Origin of the sequence: Zarconia navalis LEGE 11467 (genome assembly GCF_015207075.1) — a bacterium.
In the GTDB taxonomy this organism is placed as follows: Bacteria; Cyanobacteriota; Cyanobacteriia; order Cyanobacteriales; family Geitlerinemataceae; genus Zarconia; species Zarconia navalis.
Map to the genome: position 1 here is coordinate 1 of NZ_JADEXN010000041.1, position 16,064 is coordinate 16,064.

General features: G+C 49.1%; 16 protein-coding genes. 7 read left to right on the forward strand and 9 right to left on the reverse strand.

Annotated elements, in window-relative coordinates; translation table 11 throughout:
• From IQ235_RS03785 to IQ235_RS03795, 3 genes are all read right to left on the reverse strand, one after another.
• Window positions 1-279: hypothetical protein (locus IQ235_RS03785; RefSeq protein ID WP_405196635.1), on the reverse strand; the 279-nt coding region annotated here is incomplete at its 3' end.
• 202 nt (window positions 280-481) lie between these two features.
• Window positions 482-1,453 carry an AAA family ATPase gene (locus IQ235_RS03790; protein ID WP_264320164.1) on the reverse strand — a complete coding sequence of 324 codons (972 nt, stop codon included), beginning with the start codon at window positions 1,451-1,453 and terminating at the stop codon, window positions 482-484.
• On the reverse strand, window positions 1,435-2,643 hold the full coding sequence (locus IQ235_RS03795) for a hypothetical protein (protein WP_264320165.1): 1,209 nt from the start codon (window positions 2,641-2,643) through the stop codon (window positions 1,435-1,437). Before IQ235_RS03795 ends, IQ235_RS03790 begins: the two co-directional genes overlap by 19 nt.
• Before the next feature lie 122 nt (window positions 2,644-2,765).
• On the opposite strand from IQ235_RS03795, the gene IQ235_RS03800 reads away from it, so the two are divergent.
• From IQ235_RS03800 to IQ235_RS03815, 4 genes are all read left to right on the forward strand, one after another.
• Window positions 2,766-3,161 (forward strand): TRADD-N-associated membrane domain-containing protein, encoded by a 396-nt coding sequence (locus IQ235_RS03800; RefSeq protein ID WP_264320166.1) that lies wholly within the window; start codon window positions 2,766-2,768, stop codon window positions 3,159-3,161.
• Between the two features lie 109 nt (window positions 3,162-3,270).
• Complete coding sequence (locus IQ235_RS03805; RefSeq protein ID WP_264320167.1) at window positions 3,271-3,870, forward strand: Uma2 family endonuclease; 600 nt, start codon at window positions 3,271-3,273, stop codon at window positions 3,868-3,870.
• Between the two features lie 131 nt (window positions 3,871-4,001).
• Entirely contained in the window at window positions 4,002-5,048 is a 1,047-nt protein-coding gene (locus IQ235_RS03810; protein ID WP_264320168.1) for a M28 family peptidase, read from the forward strand.
• 206 nt (window positions 5,049-5,254) lie between these two features.
• Entirely contained in the window at window positions 5,255-7,153 is a 1,899-nt protein-coding gene (locus tag IQ235_RS03815) for a S9 family peptidase (RefSeq protein WP_264320169.1), read from the forward strand.
• A 28-nt stretch (window positions 7,154-7,181) separates the two neighbouring features.
• On the opposite strand, the gene IQ235_RS03820 is transcribed toward IQ235_RS03815, so the two are convergent.
• From IQ235_RS03820 to IQ235_RS03845, 6 genes are all read right to left on the reverse strand, one after another.
• On the reverse strand, window positions 7,182-7,778 hold the full coding sequence (locus IQ235_RS03820; RefSeq protein ID WP_264320170.1) for a tetratricopeptide repeat protein: 597 nt from the start codon (window positions 7,776-7,778) through the stop codon (window positions 7,182-7,184).
• A 410-nt stretch (window positions 7,779-8,188) separates the two neighbouring features.
• Window positions 8,189-9,019, reverse strand: coding sequence for a bifunctional hydroxymethylpyrimidine kinase/phosphomethylpyrimidine kinase (thiD, locus tag IQ235_RS03825; protein WP_264320171.1), 831 nt, complete (start codon window positions 9,017-9,019; stop codon window positions 8,189-8,191).
• Window positions 9,020-9,306: 287 nt separating this feature from the next.
• Window positions 9,307-10,572, reverse strand: coding sequence for a cell division protein FtsZ (gene ftsZ, locus IQ235_RS03830; RefSeq protein WP_264320172.1), 1,266 nt, complete (start codon window positions 10,570-10,572; stop codon window positions 9,307-9,309).
• A 296-nt stretch (window positions 10,573-10,868) separates the two neighbouring features.
• Window positions 10,869-11,006, reverse strand: a complete 138-nt coding sequence (locus IQ235_RS03835; RefSeq protein ID WP_264320173.1) for a hypothetical protein — start codon at window positions 11,004-11,006, stop codon at window positions 10,869-10,871.
• A 105-nt stretch (window positions 11,007-11,111) separates the two neighbouring features.
• Window positions 11,112-11,990, reverse strand: coding sequence for a cell division protein FtsQ/DivIB (locus tag IQ235_RS03840; RefSeq protein WP_264320174.1), 879 nt, complete (start codon window positions 11,988-11,990; stop codon window positions 11,112-11,114).
• 96 nt (window positions 11,991-12,086) lie between these two features.
• Complete coding sequence (locus IQ235_RS03845; RefSeq protein ID WP_264320175.1) at window positions 12,087-12,230, reverse strand: hypothetical protein; 144 nt, start codon at window positions 12,228-12,230, stop codon at window positions 12,087-12,089.
• A gap of 561 nt (window positions 12,231-12,791) precedes the next feature.
• Between IQ235_RS03845 and IQ235_RS03850 the strand changes: the two genes are divergently transcribed.
• From IQ235_RS03850 to IQ235_RS03860, 3 genes are all read left to right on the forward strand, one after another.
• The gene (locus IQ235_RS03850; RefSeq protein ID WP_264320176.1) at window positions 12,792-13,406 is read left to right on the forward strand and encodes a GNAT family N-acetyltransferase; all 615 of its coding nucleotides are present in this window, start codon (window positions 12,792-12,794) and stop codon (window positions 13,404-13,406) included.
• 336 nt (window positions 13,407-13,742) lie between these two features.
• Complete coding sequence (locus IQ235_RS03855; RefSeq protein ID WP_264320177.1) at window positions 13,743-14,219, forward strand: hypothetical protein; 477 nt, start codon at window positions 13,743-13,745, stop codon at window positions 14,217-14,219.
• A 255-nt stretch (window positions 14,220-14,474) separates the two neighbouring features.
• Window positions 14,475-15,899 (forward strand): NupC/NupG family nucleoside CNT transporter, encoded by a 1,425-nt coding sequence (locus IQ235_RS03860; protein WP_264320178.1) that lies wholly within the window; start codon window positions 14,475-14,477, stop codon window positions 15,897-15,899.
• Window positions 15,900-16,064 lie beyond the last annotated feature (165 nt).

Below are 16,064 nucleotides of genomic sequence, written 5' to 3' on the forward strand. Positions count from 1 at the left end.
CTCTACCTCTACCTCTACTGCCGCGCGATTCAGCTTTGCCTCAAAATCATCGAAGCAGCGATCGAAAATGTATTTTTCTCGCCGAGATTTGACCCAAATCGCCCGATATAACCGCACCACTGCCGCCCGATTGCCGATATCTAACCCGCCCTCGATCGCTTGTTGCAAGGCGCGAACGGCGAGATCGTACTGGGCGATGGTGAGGGGGAGTCCCGCATCCCGCAGATGCCAAAATAAATCGATGAGGGGCAGGTCGTTTGGAGGTTTCGTCGCATTCATATCAAATTCGGATACTGACTCATACTGAGAACTCTGATGATGCGTACTGCTTTCGACTCTCCACAACCCTCAAACCCACCCCCAGCCCCTCGCGCTTAGGGGAGTAAGATGCTGCTTTATCTCAATTTTCCCATTTCTCATATATGCGCCTCCAGTTCCCCTCTCACCGAGGGGTTAGGGGTGGGTTCGTTCCATTCATCTTTTACCCCCACAGTTTGGAGTAATCATTATAATCTTTCCGACTTTTGAGCAAAGTTCCGGCATGGGGCAATCCCGCCTTCAGCTTCTTGAGAATCTCCTCTGCCGGGTAGCGAATCAAAGCCTCGAACCACACAATGAGTTCGCTGGTACTGACTTTTTTCTCCATTTCCCCTTTATCTTCCTCCATCGCCTCTCGCAACACCAAAAAGCGATCGATCGCTGCTGTCACTACCTCGGCTGGGGGTTGCCCAAAGCGGGCGTTAATAATCTCTACGAGACGATCGCGGTTGGGAAACTCGATATAGTGATACAAACAGCGGCGCAAAAAAGCGGGGGGCAGTTCCCGTTCTTGGTTGCTAGCCATCAAGACGATGGGCAATGCTTCCTCATTTGCCTGTTTCCAAGTTCTGGGGTTGGTATCGCGAACTTCAAACCGATAGTCTTCCAGGGCTGTCAATAAATCGTTGAGTAAATCGGGTTCGGCTTTGTCAATTTCATCGATGGCAACCACCGTTCGATACTGGGTTTCCTCAAAGGCTTTCCACAACGGGCCGGGTTCGATAAAAGCCTCTCGGTTTCCCGGATCGCAATTCTCATCTTGCCGGTTCACTGCCGCTAATTGTGCTGCTTGCAATCGTCCGACATAATCGTAGGTATAAAACCCATCTTCAGCTTTATGAGTGGATTGAATCCCCCAAAATTGATAGGGCCAATTCATTTTGTAGCGTTGGCTAAATTCGTAAACTAAAGCATGGGCTAAGCGACTTTTGCCACATCCCGGTTCTCCTTCCAACAGTAACGGACGCTGGAGACGAATGGCGAGGTTGACGATTTCTTTAAGTTCTTCATCGGGATAGTAGGGATAAATGGGTTGCGGAATAGATGGAATGCGATCGCCGGGTTGGGGTTGGATGTCGGCACGGTATTCGAGTCTTTGGTTATTTACGGAGTTATCTACGGGTACTGCTGCCATCGGTTTTCTGCACTGAATCTACAATTAAACTGTTGGTAAATTTTTTGGAGAATTAAATTACATTTTTCTGGATTTTGGTATTCAATTAATTCTCGAACCAAATGTTCTATTTTTCCATTGATTGGCTCTTGTACTCTCGCTTCTAGTCTTTTACAATCTTGCTGAAGACTCTCAACCGAAAATGACGGGATCGCAGAAATTTTGATGACACCATCGTATAATGCAGAATCGTCTCGCCAATCATTCGGTAAGCCGCCATAAACTAAAAACATTATCAAGCGCCCCTCACTGCAAGATGCTTGTTGAATCAAGGGTTGCCAAAATTTATTCATTAATTCATTGAGGCGAGTTCGATCGAACGTATCAATCCGGTCTAATACTAAAATTAAATTATGCTTCTTTAAGCGTTCTGATATTTCCGAACCATCGCGAATTTGTAGTTTTCCTCCGAGTTTTAGCCATAAATTTTCAACCGTTGCTGCTTCTGACTCTAAATTTAAATTAAATCTCTCTTTTCGAGTTTCTAAATTAACGTATTCGGCTAATTCCTGCTCGATTCGTCTCATCAACCAGACTTGACTGAATTGGTAACCCAAACCTTGAGGATGAGGAATGAAAAAGGCAGCGGAACGACGGGAAGGATGGCAAATATTGAGAACGTGCTGGCAAGGTTCGCGATAATCAAAACTGAGGAGGGCTTTGTATAGTCGATCGGGCTTTTGATTTCCTTGCGATCGAGCTTTTGTTTGCAGTTCGGAAATATCTTGGCGATCGAATCCCAACACTTCCCAAAATGCTATAAATGCGAATTTATCAATTGGTTCTGTTTTTAAAAAACTTCGATAGGTTCTCAGGGAAATTCCCTTAGCAATAATTACTCTTTCTTCAATTAAATAGTCAATTTTTGAACTTGAAATACAATTGTCGATTTCTGCCAAAACTCGATCGTATTCTCGTTCGTCAGCAGTTCGTATTTCTTTATCGTATTTCAAAGATTTAAAATCTTCGATCGAAACCCGATAGTTCTTTAAAATATTGCGTTTTTCAATAATCTCAAATACTCGAATACGACTGGCTTCAATCAGTGCTTGACTATCTTCGGTTTGAGTCCATCGAAGTTCTGCGATTCTTGCTTTAATGCGTTCGAGTTCCTCTGAAGTTGCCTTCAGCGTATTTCTGCGTCGCGACATACCTTAAGATTTAAAATTTGTCAATATCAGACTCGATCGGTTTTTCGATCGGATCTCGCAACCCCGAGGCGATCGTTGCACTGTGGGACTCATACACCACATCACCCACAACAGAGAACGAAATGTCTCGTCTAACCCCTAAATTCGCCGATCGTCATCTAACCCTTTTCTTCGCATTAAAGACCAGTCTACCGGAAAAATTCGAGTTGCTGGTGCGGGCGCATTCCCTCCTCGCCAGCCAACCCACCGATCCCATTACCGCCTACGATCGAGACTGCCAGCGCCATGCCAAACAAACCACCCACTTAGCAATGGGTGCAACAATATTACATTTGGCGATCGCGTTTGTCGGCGCGGGATTGCTACTGTCGGGAAACGCTACCGAGGCACAGGTAAAAACAGCCAGCAGCGTTCTTGGTGGTGCAGCATTGGCTTGTACCCGACGGGCAAAAGATGCGCGCGATCGCTACGATGCACTGATGCGTGGCTTACCCAAAAAGGAGAACGAACAGCAATAAACTCGCGTCTCCCCCAACTGGGGGAAGTTCCAAGGGTTTTAGCTTGTTAAAGCGATCGCCTGTGTCTTAAGGCATCATAAAGCTAAAGTCTCACAGCTAAACAAAGTCCATGACTCCACTAACATTACCTCTAGACTTACCCCTAGAATTTGATGTGAGTCGGGTACACCTGACAGACGAGCAGTTTTATCAACTCTGCATCAGTAATCCCGATATCCCGTTTGAACGTACCGCTAAAGGAGTGTTATTGATTATGCCACCCGTCGGAGGAGAAAGCGGCAGCCGCGAAATAGAATTTGGAGGTGAACTCTATGTTTGGAATCGGCAAACGAAGCTGGGGAAAGCATTCAGTTCCTCTACCATTTTCAAGCTACCTGGCGGTGGCAGTCGTTCTCCCGATGCAGCTTGGGTGGAACTGTCCCGTTGGCAGGCACTTACCCCGGAACAGCGACAGAAATTCCCCCCCATCGCGCCAGATTTCGTCATCGAATTGCGCTCTCGTACCGATCGCCTTAAAGTCTTACAGGAGAAAATGCTCGAATATATAGAGAGTGGGGTGCGCCTGGGGTGGATGTTCGATCCCCAAAACCAGCAGGTGGCGATTTATCGTCCCGGAGAAGAGATCGAAGTGCGGGAGTTGCCGACGGAACTTTCGGGAGAGGAGGTATTGCCGGGTTTTATATTACAGGTCGATCGATTTACCGATTGAGGTGGGAATAATAAATCGCAGACGATCGCGCCTGCGCCCATTATCGCGATGGATCGAAGGCAATATGATGACATATGCCCGATCGCATTTGCCATTGATGTGTCAGTCCCGATCGAATTACATCTAGAACTATGGGAAAACGTTCCAGAAACAATCGCTTCAAAGTCAAACTCGCCAGCCGAGGTGCGATCGCTCGGTTAAGTATACTACTCGCACTCCTATCGATCGTCTCAATTTGGGGTTGGTTTTCAATCTTTTGGATGCCCGGACGCAGTTATAGCGGCGAACTTCCTCCTTTGAAATCCTCAGAAATCGAACTCGCCAATGTTCTCGAACAAGAGGTGATTGAACTGGCAAAAACGATTGGCATTCGCAACTTTCTCGAGTACGATCGCCTCAATGAATCGGCAGATTTTTTAGAGCGATCGCTGACTCAAATGGGGTATGAAGTGAAGCGACAAAAATATGAAGTTCAAGGACAAGCCTATTACAACATCGAAGCCGAAAAACGAGGAACCCAAAAGCCCGATGAAATCATCGTCATCGGCGGTCATTACGATTCGGTGATGGACTGTCCGGGGGCAAATGATAATGCCACAGGAACAGCGGCAACCCTGGAATTGGCGAGGATTTTTGCTTCCAAACTGACCGATCGCACGCTAAGATTTGTGGCATTTACTAACGAAGAACCGCCATTTTTCTGGGAAAAGGAAATGGGAAGTTTGGTCTATGCAACCCGATCGCACGAGCAAAATGAAAATATCGTGGCGATGTTGAGTATGGAAACCATGGGATATTTTTCCGATGAAAGAAAGAGTCAGAATTATCCATTTCCCCTAGGACTATTTTTTCCCGATCGAGGTAATTTCATTACATTTGTCGGCAATCTCGATTCTGGCGATTTAGTGCGACAGACGATCGAATCTTTCCGCCGCCACACCCAATTTCCTTCAGTGGGTGGTGCATTTCCCAGTCAGCTTCCCGGTGTCGGCTGGTCGGATCATTGGTCGTTTTGGCAAAAAGGTTACAAAGCCCTGATGGTGACAGACACCGCCCCCTTCCGATACATTCACTACCATACCCTCGAAGATACCCCAGACAAAGTAGATTTCCAGAAACTGGCAAGAGTTGTTTCCGGATTAGCAAAGGTAATTGTCGATTTAGATCGAGCGAAATAATCTAGTCATTCTGAATAAGATTGGGACAGTAGAATCTACAATAATCTCGAATTATTTAGTGTTTCCAACTCTGGAAATGTACCACTTTTATTCAGAACAACTATAGTAGTATTTTGAATACCTCAATCGTCGAGAAGATATTTTTTTATCTTACTCGATCGAAACTATTTATAATTCCAATTTGATTACACGATCTATTCATCATTATGCAAAATGACGATCGCCACGACCACCCTCGGCCGCCAATTATCGATCGCCAGATTCTATTTGGCAATCCCAAACGTACGAGTCCTCAACTTTCTCCCGATGGCAGGTATCTGACTTACATCGCACCCGATGAGGAGGACGTACTCCAAGTGTGGCTGCAAGAGATCGGTCAAAAAGGCGATCGTCAATTAACCCACGATCCCAAACGGGGCATTCGCTTTTATCTTTGGACTTACGACCCCCAAAAACTCCTTTACCTTCAAGACACCGATGGAGACGAAAACTTTCATCTCTATGCTGTCAATATCCACACCAACGACGTGCGGGATCTGACTCCATTCCCCGAGGTTAAAGTCCAACCTCTCGATCTCGATCCCAACTTTCCCAATGAAATTTTAGTGGGACTGAACCTGGAAAATCCTCAAACCTTTGATGTCTATCGGATCGATCTCGCCAGCGGGGAAGTCCAACTCGATACGAAAAATCCTGGTAATATTGTTGATTGGACCCCGGACGATCGATATCGCATTCGCGCGGCACTTGCCGCAACCCCAGATGGCGGGTACGATTTGCTGTTTCGAGAAACGATCGAGACAGATTGGGAAATCCTACGCCACTGGAATGGAGACGATCAGGGATATGCCGTAGGCTTTTCCGCTGACGGCAACACCCTGTATCTGGTGGGGAATCGCGATGCCAATGCCAAACGTCTAATCGCCCTGGACTTATCCACTCGCCACGATCGCATCTTGGCGGAGGATGCCGAATACGATGTCGCGCAGATCGTGGTGCAGCCGAATACGCGATCGCTTCAAGCGGTCTCTTTCTATAAAGATCGCCTGGAGTGGCAGGTTTTAGATAAGAGTATCGCGGAGGATTTTCAGACGTTAGCCAACGTTCGCAAGGGAGAATTTCGCGTGGTTAGCCGCGATTTGGAAGATAACACCTGGCTGGTCTCTTACCTCACCGATGATGGCCCGGTTTATTACTATACCTACGATCGAGCATCCCAAACTGCCACCTTCTTATTTTGCGATCGCCCTGAGTTGGAAGGGTTACCACTGGTTCCCATGCACCCGATTTCCTATGAGGCCCGCGATGGATTAACGCTACACGGCTACCTGACCCTGCCTATGGGGGGCGAAGTTCCTCTGGCTTCGGTGATACTGGTGCATGGCGGTCCTTGGGCGCGGGACACCTGGGGCTACCACCCGACGGTGCAATGGCTGGCGAACCGGGGTTATGCAGTGTTGCAAGTCAATTTCCGAGGTTCGACGGGATACGGCAAGGCGTTTCTAAATGCAGGGAACCGGGAGTGGGCCCGAAAAATGCACGACGATTTGCTCGATGGGGTCAATTGGCTGGTGGAAAAGGGTATTTCCGATCGCACCAAAATTGCGATTATGGGGGGGTCCTACGGCGGTTACGCAACGCTGGTAGGACTGACGTTTACTCCAGACGTTTTTGCCTGTGGAGTGGATATTGTCGGCCCGAGTAATTTGGTCACGCTCATGGAGAGTATTCCTCCCTATTGGGAACCGCAGCGGGCCCTGTTTGCCCGACGGCTGGGGGATATAACGACGGAAGCCGAGTTTCTCAAATCTCGATCGCCTCTCTTTTTGAGCCACAAAATTGAAAAACCCTTGCTTATCGGTCAGGGGGCGAACGATCCTCGTGTCAAACAAGCCGAAAGCGAACAAATTGTCGAGGCCATGGATCGAGGAGGTAAACCCGTGAAGTACGTTTTGTATACCGACGAAGGTCATGGATTTGCCCGTCCGGCGAATCGACTGCATTTTTACGCCATTGCCGAAGAATTTTTGGCGCAGTATTTAGATGGACAGTTCCAGCCAATGGACGAGATTGAGGGGCATTCGGGTATGATTCGATCGACGTGAGCCTAACGGGAGTCGGGATAAAATAACACTACTTTTTTTGTGTTTCCAAATATTGGAGAACCCGATTTTTACCGAGAATCGCTTCGCGATCGTTTGGAGCCAGATCTAGTACCCGTTCGTAATCTCTGACAGCTTCGGCGTAGCGTTTCCAAAGCTCCAGAGCTTTTGCTCTTGCCAACCAAATGGCTCGATCGCGATTGTCGAGCTTCAGAGCTTCGTCATAAGCGGCAATGGCGCCGGGATAATGCCGCACGATCCCAAAACAGTTACCCAGCTCAGACCATCCGCGATGGAATCGATACCAGATGTGGGGTCGATCGAGATCTGCCTGGCTTTGCTGTCGGCTCAAAGTTTGGGCTATTTTTTTACAGAAGATCAGTGCGGCTTGGTGCTGCTGGAGTTTTTGCAAACGTTTGATGCGTCCGGGCCAGCCTCCCTGGGTTCCTGGTTCGATGGAGACCGCTTTTTGGTAGCAATAAACGGCTTCTCGGTAGCGTTCGAGTTCTCGGAGGGTATCGCCTTGGGCATACCACGCAAGATAATTTTGAGGTTGTAGCCCAGCTAAACTCTCAATAAAACTGAGGATGCGATCGTATTTCTGTTGCTTGACAAGCTGCATTTCCATCTACCGAATGTTAGGGCAAATAAAAGATCCCAAGCTCCAAAAATCGCTTGGGAAAATATGTAATCGCTGTACCGACGCTAACCCCTAAAACTACGCTTTTTCAGTTTTATATTACCCTTCAAATTGTCGATTTTCAGATGAGGGGTAATGACCTTAGAAAAACTTTTAGCTCATAACTCATTTAAGGAAAGCACTAAATATTTGCCTACCTAAAACAAGGTTATCACAGTCCGATAAGACCCCCATCTCTTCACTGAGTCATCGAGGCCGATCTTAAAGAGAGAATGAGAATATTGCTAGAGTTAACAGGACTGACGCACAGCTGCCATGTATGATGTTCGCTCGGGGCGATCTCGTGGGGATTTCCTACGGCACTGCCCCTACACCCGAAGTCGTTGCGTAAGTCCTCGTCAAGGTTGGCGAAACTCGTCGAGCAAGGGAAAGAAATGTCCCACTGGCCCTTGTCCTTGCCCGATGGCTAGGGAATGCTTCAGCGCTTGTGTCAAGTACTGTTTCGCCCGTCCCACTGCTTCCCGTAGCTCGCAACCGAGAGCTAAATTCGCCGCGATCGCTGCTGAGAGGGTACAACCAGTCCCGTGGGTATGGGGTGTGTCTACCGTTTCTGTTTTGAGAGTTTCGTCGTTTTGGCCGTCGTACCACAGATCCACCCCCCGAATATTGCCGCTCATCCCTCCACCTTTAACCAGTACGGTACCCGCACCAAGATGGTGAATGCATCGTGCGGCCGATCGCATTTCCTCTAGATCTCGAATTTCCAGACCGCTCAAGATTTGGGCTTCGTAGCGATTGGGGGTGACGATGGTGGCTTGGGGAATCAAGGTCTCTCGCAGTGTTTCCACGGCTTCGTCATCAATCAATTGCACCCCCGATCGAGATACCATCACCGGATCGACAACCACTTGAAGATTTTCTAGCTTTTCGATGGTTTGGGCAACGGCTGCAATAATTTCGGAGTTGAGTAACATTCCCGTTTTTACAGCACTGATGCCAATATCCGTTGCCACCGCTTCAATTTGCGCGACTACAGCCTCCGGACTTAGAGCATCGACTCGATTCACCCCCAGAGTATTTTGAGCGGTGACGCAGGTTAGAGCACTCGTTCCGTGGACGCAGTGGAAAGCAAAGGTTCGCAAGTCTGCTTGGATACCAGCCCCACCCCCACTATCCGATCCGGCAATTGTTAGGGCAATGGGAATATTCGAGTTTGAATTGGCTACCATCGATCGATTGCCCCTCGTTCCAGTTCGCGCACGATTTATACCCATCATTCGATACGTAACTGACACCCGATACCGGCTCTCGAATAAGTTTGCGCTCTTCCACTTCAATAGAAGCGGTCATGTCTGCACTGGAGACCGATTTGAAATCGTAGACCTGCAATCCGTCTAGTTCGAACGGGAGAGAAATCGGTCTCGAGTCTGGACGACTACAATCCGGTCAACCCAGCGGGTATTGACGATCGCTAATACACGATGCATCGGGTTATCATCTGTTTAGTCGAGATCGATTACCGGTCTCGCGATCGCCGCCGTTGCAGGAATTCGGGAATGTCAAGCGCCCCACCTAATTTTTGCTTGCTCGCAGGAGGAGGTGAAGTGGGAGAAGGTGACGGTGTGGGAGGATTCAGGGGTCGCTGAACAACAGGGTCAGGTTGTGCGGGAGCTGATTCAAAATCGAATCCCGTGGCAATTACCGTGATCGTCACTTCGCCTTGGAGGCGTTCGTCAAGGACCGCACCAAAGATAATATTTGCCTCCGGGTCGACCACTTCGTAGATGGTTTCTGCGGCTGCTGTTACTTCGTGCAAGCTCAAATCCGTGCCACCGGTGATATTGAATACCACTCCTTGGGCACCGGAAATCGAAGACTCTAGCAGTGGCGAAGAAATCGCGGCGGTTGCCGCCTCTCTCGCTCTAGATTTCCCAGAACCGTGACCGATTCCCATCATTGCCGATCCCGCATCGGCCATCACCGCGCGAATATCCGCAAAATCCACATTCACTAGACCCGGAATCGTAATAATATCGGAAATTCCCTGTACCCCCTGACGCAGGATTTCATCGGCGTACACAAAGGCTTCTTGTACGGGAGTATGCTCTGGAATGACCGAAAGCAGGCGATCGTTGGGAATCGTAATTAGGGTATCCACTCGACTTTTGAGAGCTTCGAGGCCTTGCTTGGCTTGACTGGCGCGCCGCCGCCCTTCAAACATGAACGGACGAGTGACGATTCCCACCGTTAGCGCTCCCGCCTCCTTCGCCAGCTCGGCCACAATGGGTGCGGCTCCAGTTCCCGTACCGCCTCCCATGCCAGCCGTGATAAACACCAAATCGGCTCCTTCAAGGGCTGCGGCGAGTTCGTCCCGACATTCTTCAGCTGCTTTTTGCCCGATGGCCGGATTGCCCCCCGCGCCCAAACCTCGCGTGAGTTTCTGACCGATTTGCAGGCATTTTGGCGCGGAAGTGTGAGTCAAAACTTGAGCATCTGTGTTGATCGACCAAAACTCAATTCCAGAGACTTGCGCTGCAATCATTCGGTTGACGGCATTTCCCCCGCCTCCACCAACCCCAATCACTTTGATTCTGGCTACACTACTTGGCACGATATTACTACCCTGGATATCTTCACTCGGTAGCCGACTATCGTTAGAAGGATTGGTATTAAACCCCGAATTGGCAAACGGGCTGGCATTATCTACTGCCATGGCGTAGTTCTTTCGATCTTCACTAGGAGGGCCTTGGTGATTTAGCCCCGGTTGACTGTTTGGTGTCATTATAGTAGAGCAGTGTAGATAAGGAGATTTTCAAGGCTCGGTTGTTAAAAGTCAACTCGAACGTTGGGTTTTCCTACAGAGTTTATTTATAGAAGTCCGTCCGCTCTTCGTTCTCCCTAAGTCCTCAATTTGGCACCAGCAACTAATCGCCACATTCGCACTGGAACTAGACCCCAGCCGACTTGCCAATTGTATATTAGAAACTACACCGCGCACATTGACAAACGTTGGCTCTAGCTTAGCAGAGCATCCAGTCTGCGTACGCAGCTTGGAACTCGATCGGTTCGCATATCTTATCACGCATTGGTGAAGGGGTAAGGGGTGTAGGGACAGTAACTGGTGAAGAACTCTTTACGGGTCGCCGCAGTCTCTATCTTCGTAGAACTCAACTCACTTTGAATGATGAGTATCGATCGCAGTTCGCGCTCTTCCATCGATAAAAAGTTTTGGGGAACGAGGAATGCATATTTCTAGTATCGGTAAATCTACGGTCGCGTTGAGCTATAACTAAACTTGAAATTGTCTCATTAGACATCTCTCTACGATGTTGTCTCTTTCCCAGACGATTCTGGATCGTTCTGGGGGTCTGTAGAGGGTGGATGTTCCGGCTGCATTTGTACTGAAGGTGCATCGGGATCGCTCAGATTAATATAGAGAACTTGGCTAAAATCGAGCTGCTCGGGCAATGTTCGCATTCGATCGAGAATCTGAAGTTGTTCGACAAATCGATCGCTATACGGGCCGATATGGACATCTCCCAACTCCGTTTTTAAAATTAGGTTCGTCCGATTTTGCCAATCGACTTCCGATATGGTTGCCGGACTGCGCTCGATGGCCTGATAAACTTCGCTCCAGACCTCGCGGTACTCCTCGAAGTCACCCCGAACTTTTAAGGCAGGTAGTATCAAATTGGGGGTCACAGCGCGATACGTATCCCAAGGAATCCAAACCCCCCGATCGTCGATCGCCCCACTGGGAGTAGAGATTGGCAAGCCCGAGTTCCCCGCATTCGATGGATAGGCAAGAGCCACGGGATAGCGCTCTAACACCTCGATCTGGAGACTGGGTGGAAACAATTGGCGACGCACGGTGGCTTTGGCAATGGGGGGTTGAGACTCCAGGGATTCGGCGATCTCCTTAGGACTCAGATGCAGCAGAGATTGTGGATACGACAGCGGCAGAAAATCGCGCACCGTGTCTGCGCGGAGAAATTGGTTCCCGTCGATTTGCACCTGTTCGGGTTGGCGAATTACCCAATCCGGCTGTCTGGCGATGGCGATGGCAAACCCGATCGCACCGACGGCACTGAAGACTTGCCAACCGAGGCGGAGGGATTTGAATCCTCTTTGGCGTCGTAAATTTCGGCGTCTGTGCTGGATTTCGTCCTCGGAGATGGGAGTAATGCGGTCGCTAGACATATTTGCTTGAGACGATCGAATTTCATCTTACTTCGGAAGGGTTTCGGGAGCTGAGGAGTTAGGAGAGGCACAAGGGCAATTGATTCGTTCTTTTTCCTATCTCCCCGCTACCACATCCCACGTCCCGCGTCGGATCTCCGGGAGCAATCGCTCGAACAGTTTTTGTTTCGGTTTGTCGATCGATAGCCAGTCATCGAGTAAAAGACCTTGCATATTATCGCTATTGGGATTCCGACCCAAAAAATCTTATGACTTTCACCACTTGAGTATCGGTTGTTCCCGATCTAGCGGGTTTGCCATCGCTACTCTAACACCCTCATCCGAAATCGAGTCTTTCAACCCCACCGAGCACATAAATTCCGCCCTGGATCGAGCGAGGTGCGTTGCTCTAGTTACGCGATGTACGCGATGTGCAAATAAATTAAAGCCTAAGACACCTGATTTTCTGTACCGATCGATAAGATAGCCCACAGTTTGAGTCGCTCAAACGTCAGAAATGCAAAATCTCGGAACAAGTGGCACAAAACGTTAGCTCGAAACAACACATCATTTTTATGAGAACTAGAAAAACGAAAACTCAAGTATTTAGGGGGAACCGCCAAAAGTGGAAAGGTCAAAGCTTTAGTAAGATATAAGGCAGTAGAGTCTTCGATCGAAAATCGAGGACTGCATGAGCCTCCGTTATGGCTTTGTGTTTTCCTTCGATCCGTACAAGGCACGAAAATTTGGGAACCCAAACCCAGCCAAAATCTTAAATTATCATTAGAATGTCAAGCGACCTCGGTCGAAACCTGGAAAATCGTGAATCCCTGCTTCTTCGACTCAGTGCCCGAACCCCCCGTACCGCCAAAGTCGGGCGTCGGCTGGACTCCCGTTTCAATTCGCACGCTCCGAGCGCAAGATTTAAGTGAGTTAGCCGATATTCTGACGGAGAGTTTTCATCCGGGCGATGGCATCGCACGCTGGATGCGACCTTTCTGGCGCCTGGGAATCTATGAAGATATGCGCCATCGACTTCGGACTCCATCTCCTCATTATGTCTGCTTGGTAGCCGGTCAGGGTTGGCAAGAGCGAGATCGTTTGGTGGGGATTGTCGAGATGACCTTACGGGCTTCCCCCATTTGGTGCGTTCCCACCCATCAATATCCTTATATATCGAATCTGGCTGTGCGGTCGGAATTTCGGCGACAGGGTGTAGCACGGCAACTCTTAGCGACCTGTGAAGAAATTGCTGGTGAGTGGGGATTTTCCAACCTTTACCTACACGTTCTCGAAAATAATCACCAAGCGCGACAACTATACGGGAAGTTGGGGTATACATCACTGCAAGTGGAAGAAACTTGGGAATCTTGGCTGATGGGAAGGTCGCGCCGACTATTTTTACGCAAGCACCTTGCCGCATCTCGGTCAGCGTGAATATAATATAGGATAGTTTGCTTTTTGCAAGCATCGTGGGGAAGAGGCAAAATCCAAACAGCCGAAGAGTTTTTGCGATCGGGGGCAAAATCCTAAAGGGCTTCTACAATCCCCTTCAAGCAGGGGTTATATCTCCCTCTTTTAGGGAAAGTCATCTACCTGGGAAAACAAAATCCTAGTCCGAAGTACCTATTGTTTAGGAAAAATTAAGCCATAGAGGTGTGGCTCGAAAAAAGCCAAATTTCTCTGTCGTTTCAGGGTATTTTTCGAGGTTAATGTAGCGAAAAGTGGTGAAATGCTACTTTTAATCGATGCGATCGCAAGGAAAGTAGAGGCATGTCGTCTTTAAGTCTTGTCAAGTCCGCCGGACCATCTCAACTTCTAACTCAACTAAACAGCGGTCAGCTTTTAATCATTGATGGCAGCCGCCGTAATGGCATAATTATCTATAAGCGATACTATGCAGAGTTTGCCGGACCCGGTGCAGCAGTTGGTGGTTTTTTTGATGTCGGTGCTCGTCGCATTCTGCCCGTTGGAGATTTGCGGCTGATCGCCCCAGAGAAATACGACCAAAGACAAAAAGCGTACTTGATCCGCAGGCATTGGATTCGTTTAACAGAGCAGCTGACAGAAAATCCAGTGCCCATTCAACGAGCACAAACCCTGGTGACTCAGTTCGAGCATTATTTTGACTCCAAAACCGTGAGTAAAATTCCAGATGAGGCGTTGTCGCTGCTTGTTGGGGTTCTTCCGAGCACGATCCGGCTGGTACGCCGTCCCGTCCACAAAGCCAAAAAGCTGATGATGGCATAAAAATCGGTCTAATACATTGTAGTTTCATTCGATTCGATTGGGCATCAGCCCGATCTCGATCGCCAATCGATCTTCGCGACCTTCGAGCATTCGCTTCACTAACTTGATGGAACTCCCGATCGAATTGGGATTATTGTCGCTCTGTTCAAATGTATCGATACGTAAGCCCAAACAACTCACCGACTCACTTTTGCGGTAATGTCGTGATGAAGTGATGGGGGAAGCTGCTTTCCCTTGAGGATGTGAGAAAGGCTTATGAGCGTCTTGAATTTGATTTCCTTGATGGGAATCGGCGGTTTATGTGCGATCGCTTGGCTGGGGTCGGAGGATCGCCGAGTGATTCCGTGGAAAACCATCCTTTGGGGAATCAGCTTGCAACTCCTGACCGGAATACTGGTTTTTCAGGTTTCCTTCACTCGCGATCGAATTGCTGACTTGGGCAATCTCCTGAACGTACTGATCGACGCGAGCGAAACTGGAGCGCGGTTTCTCTTCGGTTCGATCGTCGTTCCCAAGCTAGGCGTTGTCCCAGGACCGGGAGAGGCGGGACGCTGGATCGCTCGAGCCATCGGCAGTCCCTACGTTGCCGTTCCCGGCGATCGCCTCGGCGACAGTGCCCTCAACCTCGGATATCTTTTCGCATTTCGCGCCTTACCCCAGGTCATTTTCTTTAGCGCCATTGTGGCTCTACTCTATCGCCTGGGAATTATTCAGCCGGTTGTTAAACTCTTTGCCAAAATCTTCCGCGCCACCCTCGGAATTAGTGGGGCAGAATCTCTATCCGGCGCGGCCAATATTTTTGTGGGGATCGAATCTGCGATCGCCGTCAAACCCTTTCTCCTCGATATGACCCGCAGCGAACTGTGCGCGATCCTCGCAAGTTGCTTCGGTTCAATTGCTTCGACGGTTTTAGGTCTGTACGCTGGCTTTTTGCGAGGGACGTTTCCCACCATTACCGGACATTTGATGTCGGCTTCAATTCTCACCATTCCCGCCTGTTTCGTCATCGCCAAAATTATCGTCCCCGAGAAAGAAGTGCCCAAAACCCTCGGGATAGTTCCCGAAGACCCCGAGGATGAAGAAGCCTCCAAACCCAGTCCCATGGACAGCTTGATTATTGGAGCCATGGACGGGGTGAAGATGGCTGTCGGCATTGCGGCGGTGATTATCGCCATTATCGGCTTAGTGGCATTGCTCGATTCCCTTTTTGCAGGTTTGGCAGGTCTAGAAAATAGTTCGATCGCCTTGTTGCAACCGATCGGGAAACTCTTTTCGGTGGTTACTTTAAATAATATCTTCGGCGTTCTCTTCCTACCCCTGACCTTTCTCACGGGGGTTTCCCTCGATCCTCAAGAACTCTGGCAAGCCTCCGTTCTCATCGGTCAGCGAGTGCTACAAACCTCCATTCCCCCCTATCTGGCTCTTGCCAACCTCAATGCCACCGGTGGGATTAGCGATCGCGCCATGCTCGTTGTTAGCTACGTTCTATGCGGATTTGCCCATATTCCCTCGATGGGAATCTTCGTTGGGGGGCTGGCCGGTTTGGTTCCCGAACGCCGACACGAAATTAGTAGTATTGCCTGGAAATCTCTGTGGGCAGCGACCTTGGCGACTCTCATGACCGGATGCGTTGCGGGATTATTTTATTTTGGTGATAGCAGCATGGTGTTGGGCAAGTAGAATATCCGCTCGAAAAGTACGTTAACGAGGAAAAAAACTGATGAAGCGAAATCGATTGTGGCTGCTGGGTTTAGGAGCGATCGCAACTTCGATCGTGCTGGCAATCGGATATTTTCCCAATATAGGAAGTAAATTTGTCGATTCTGCGCGCGTCCGAGCGCAGTC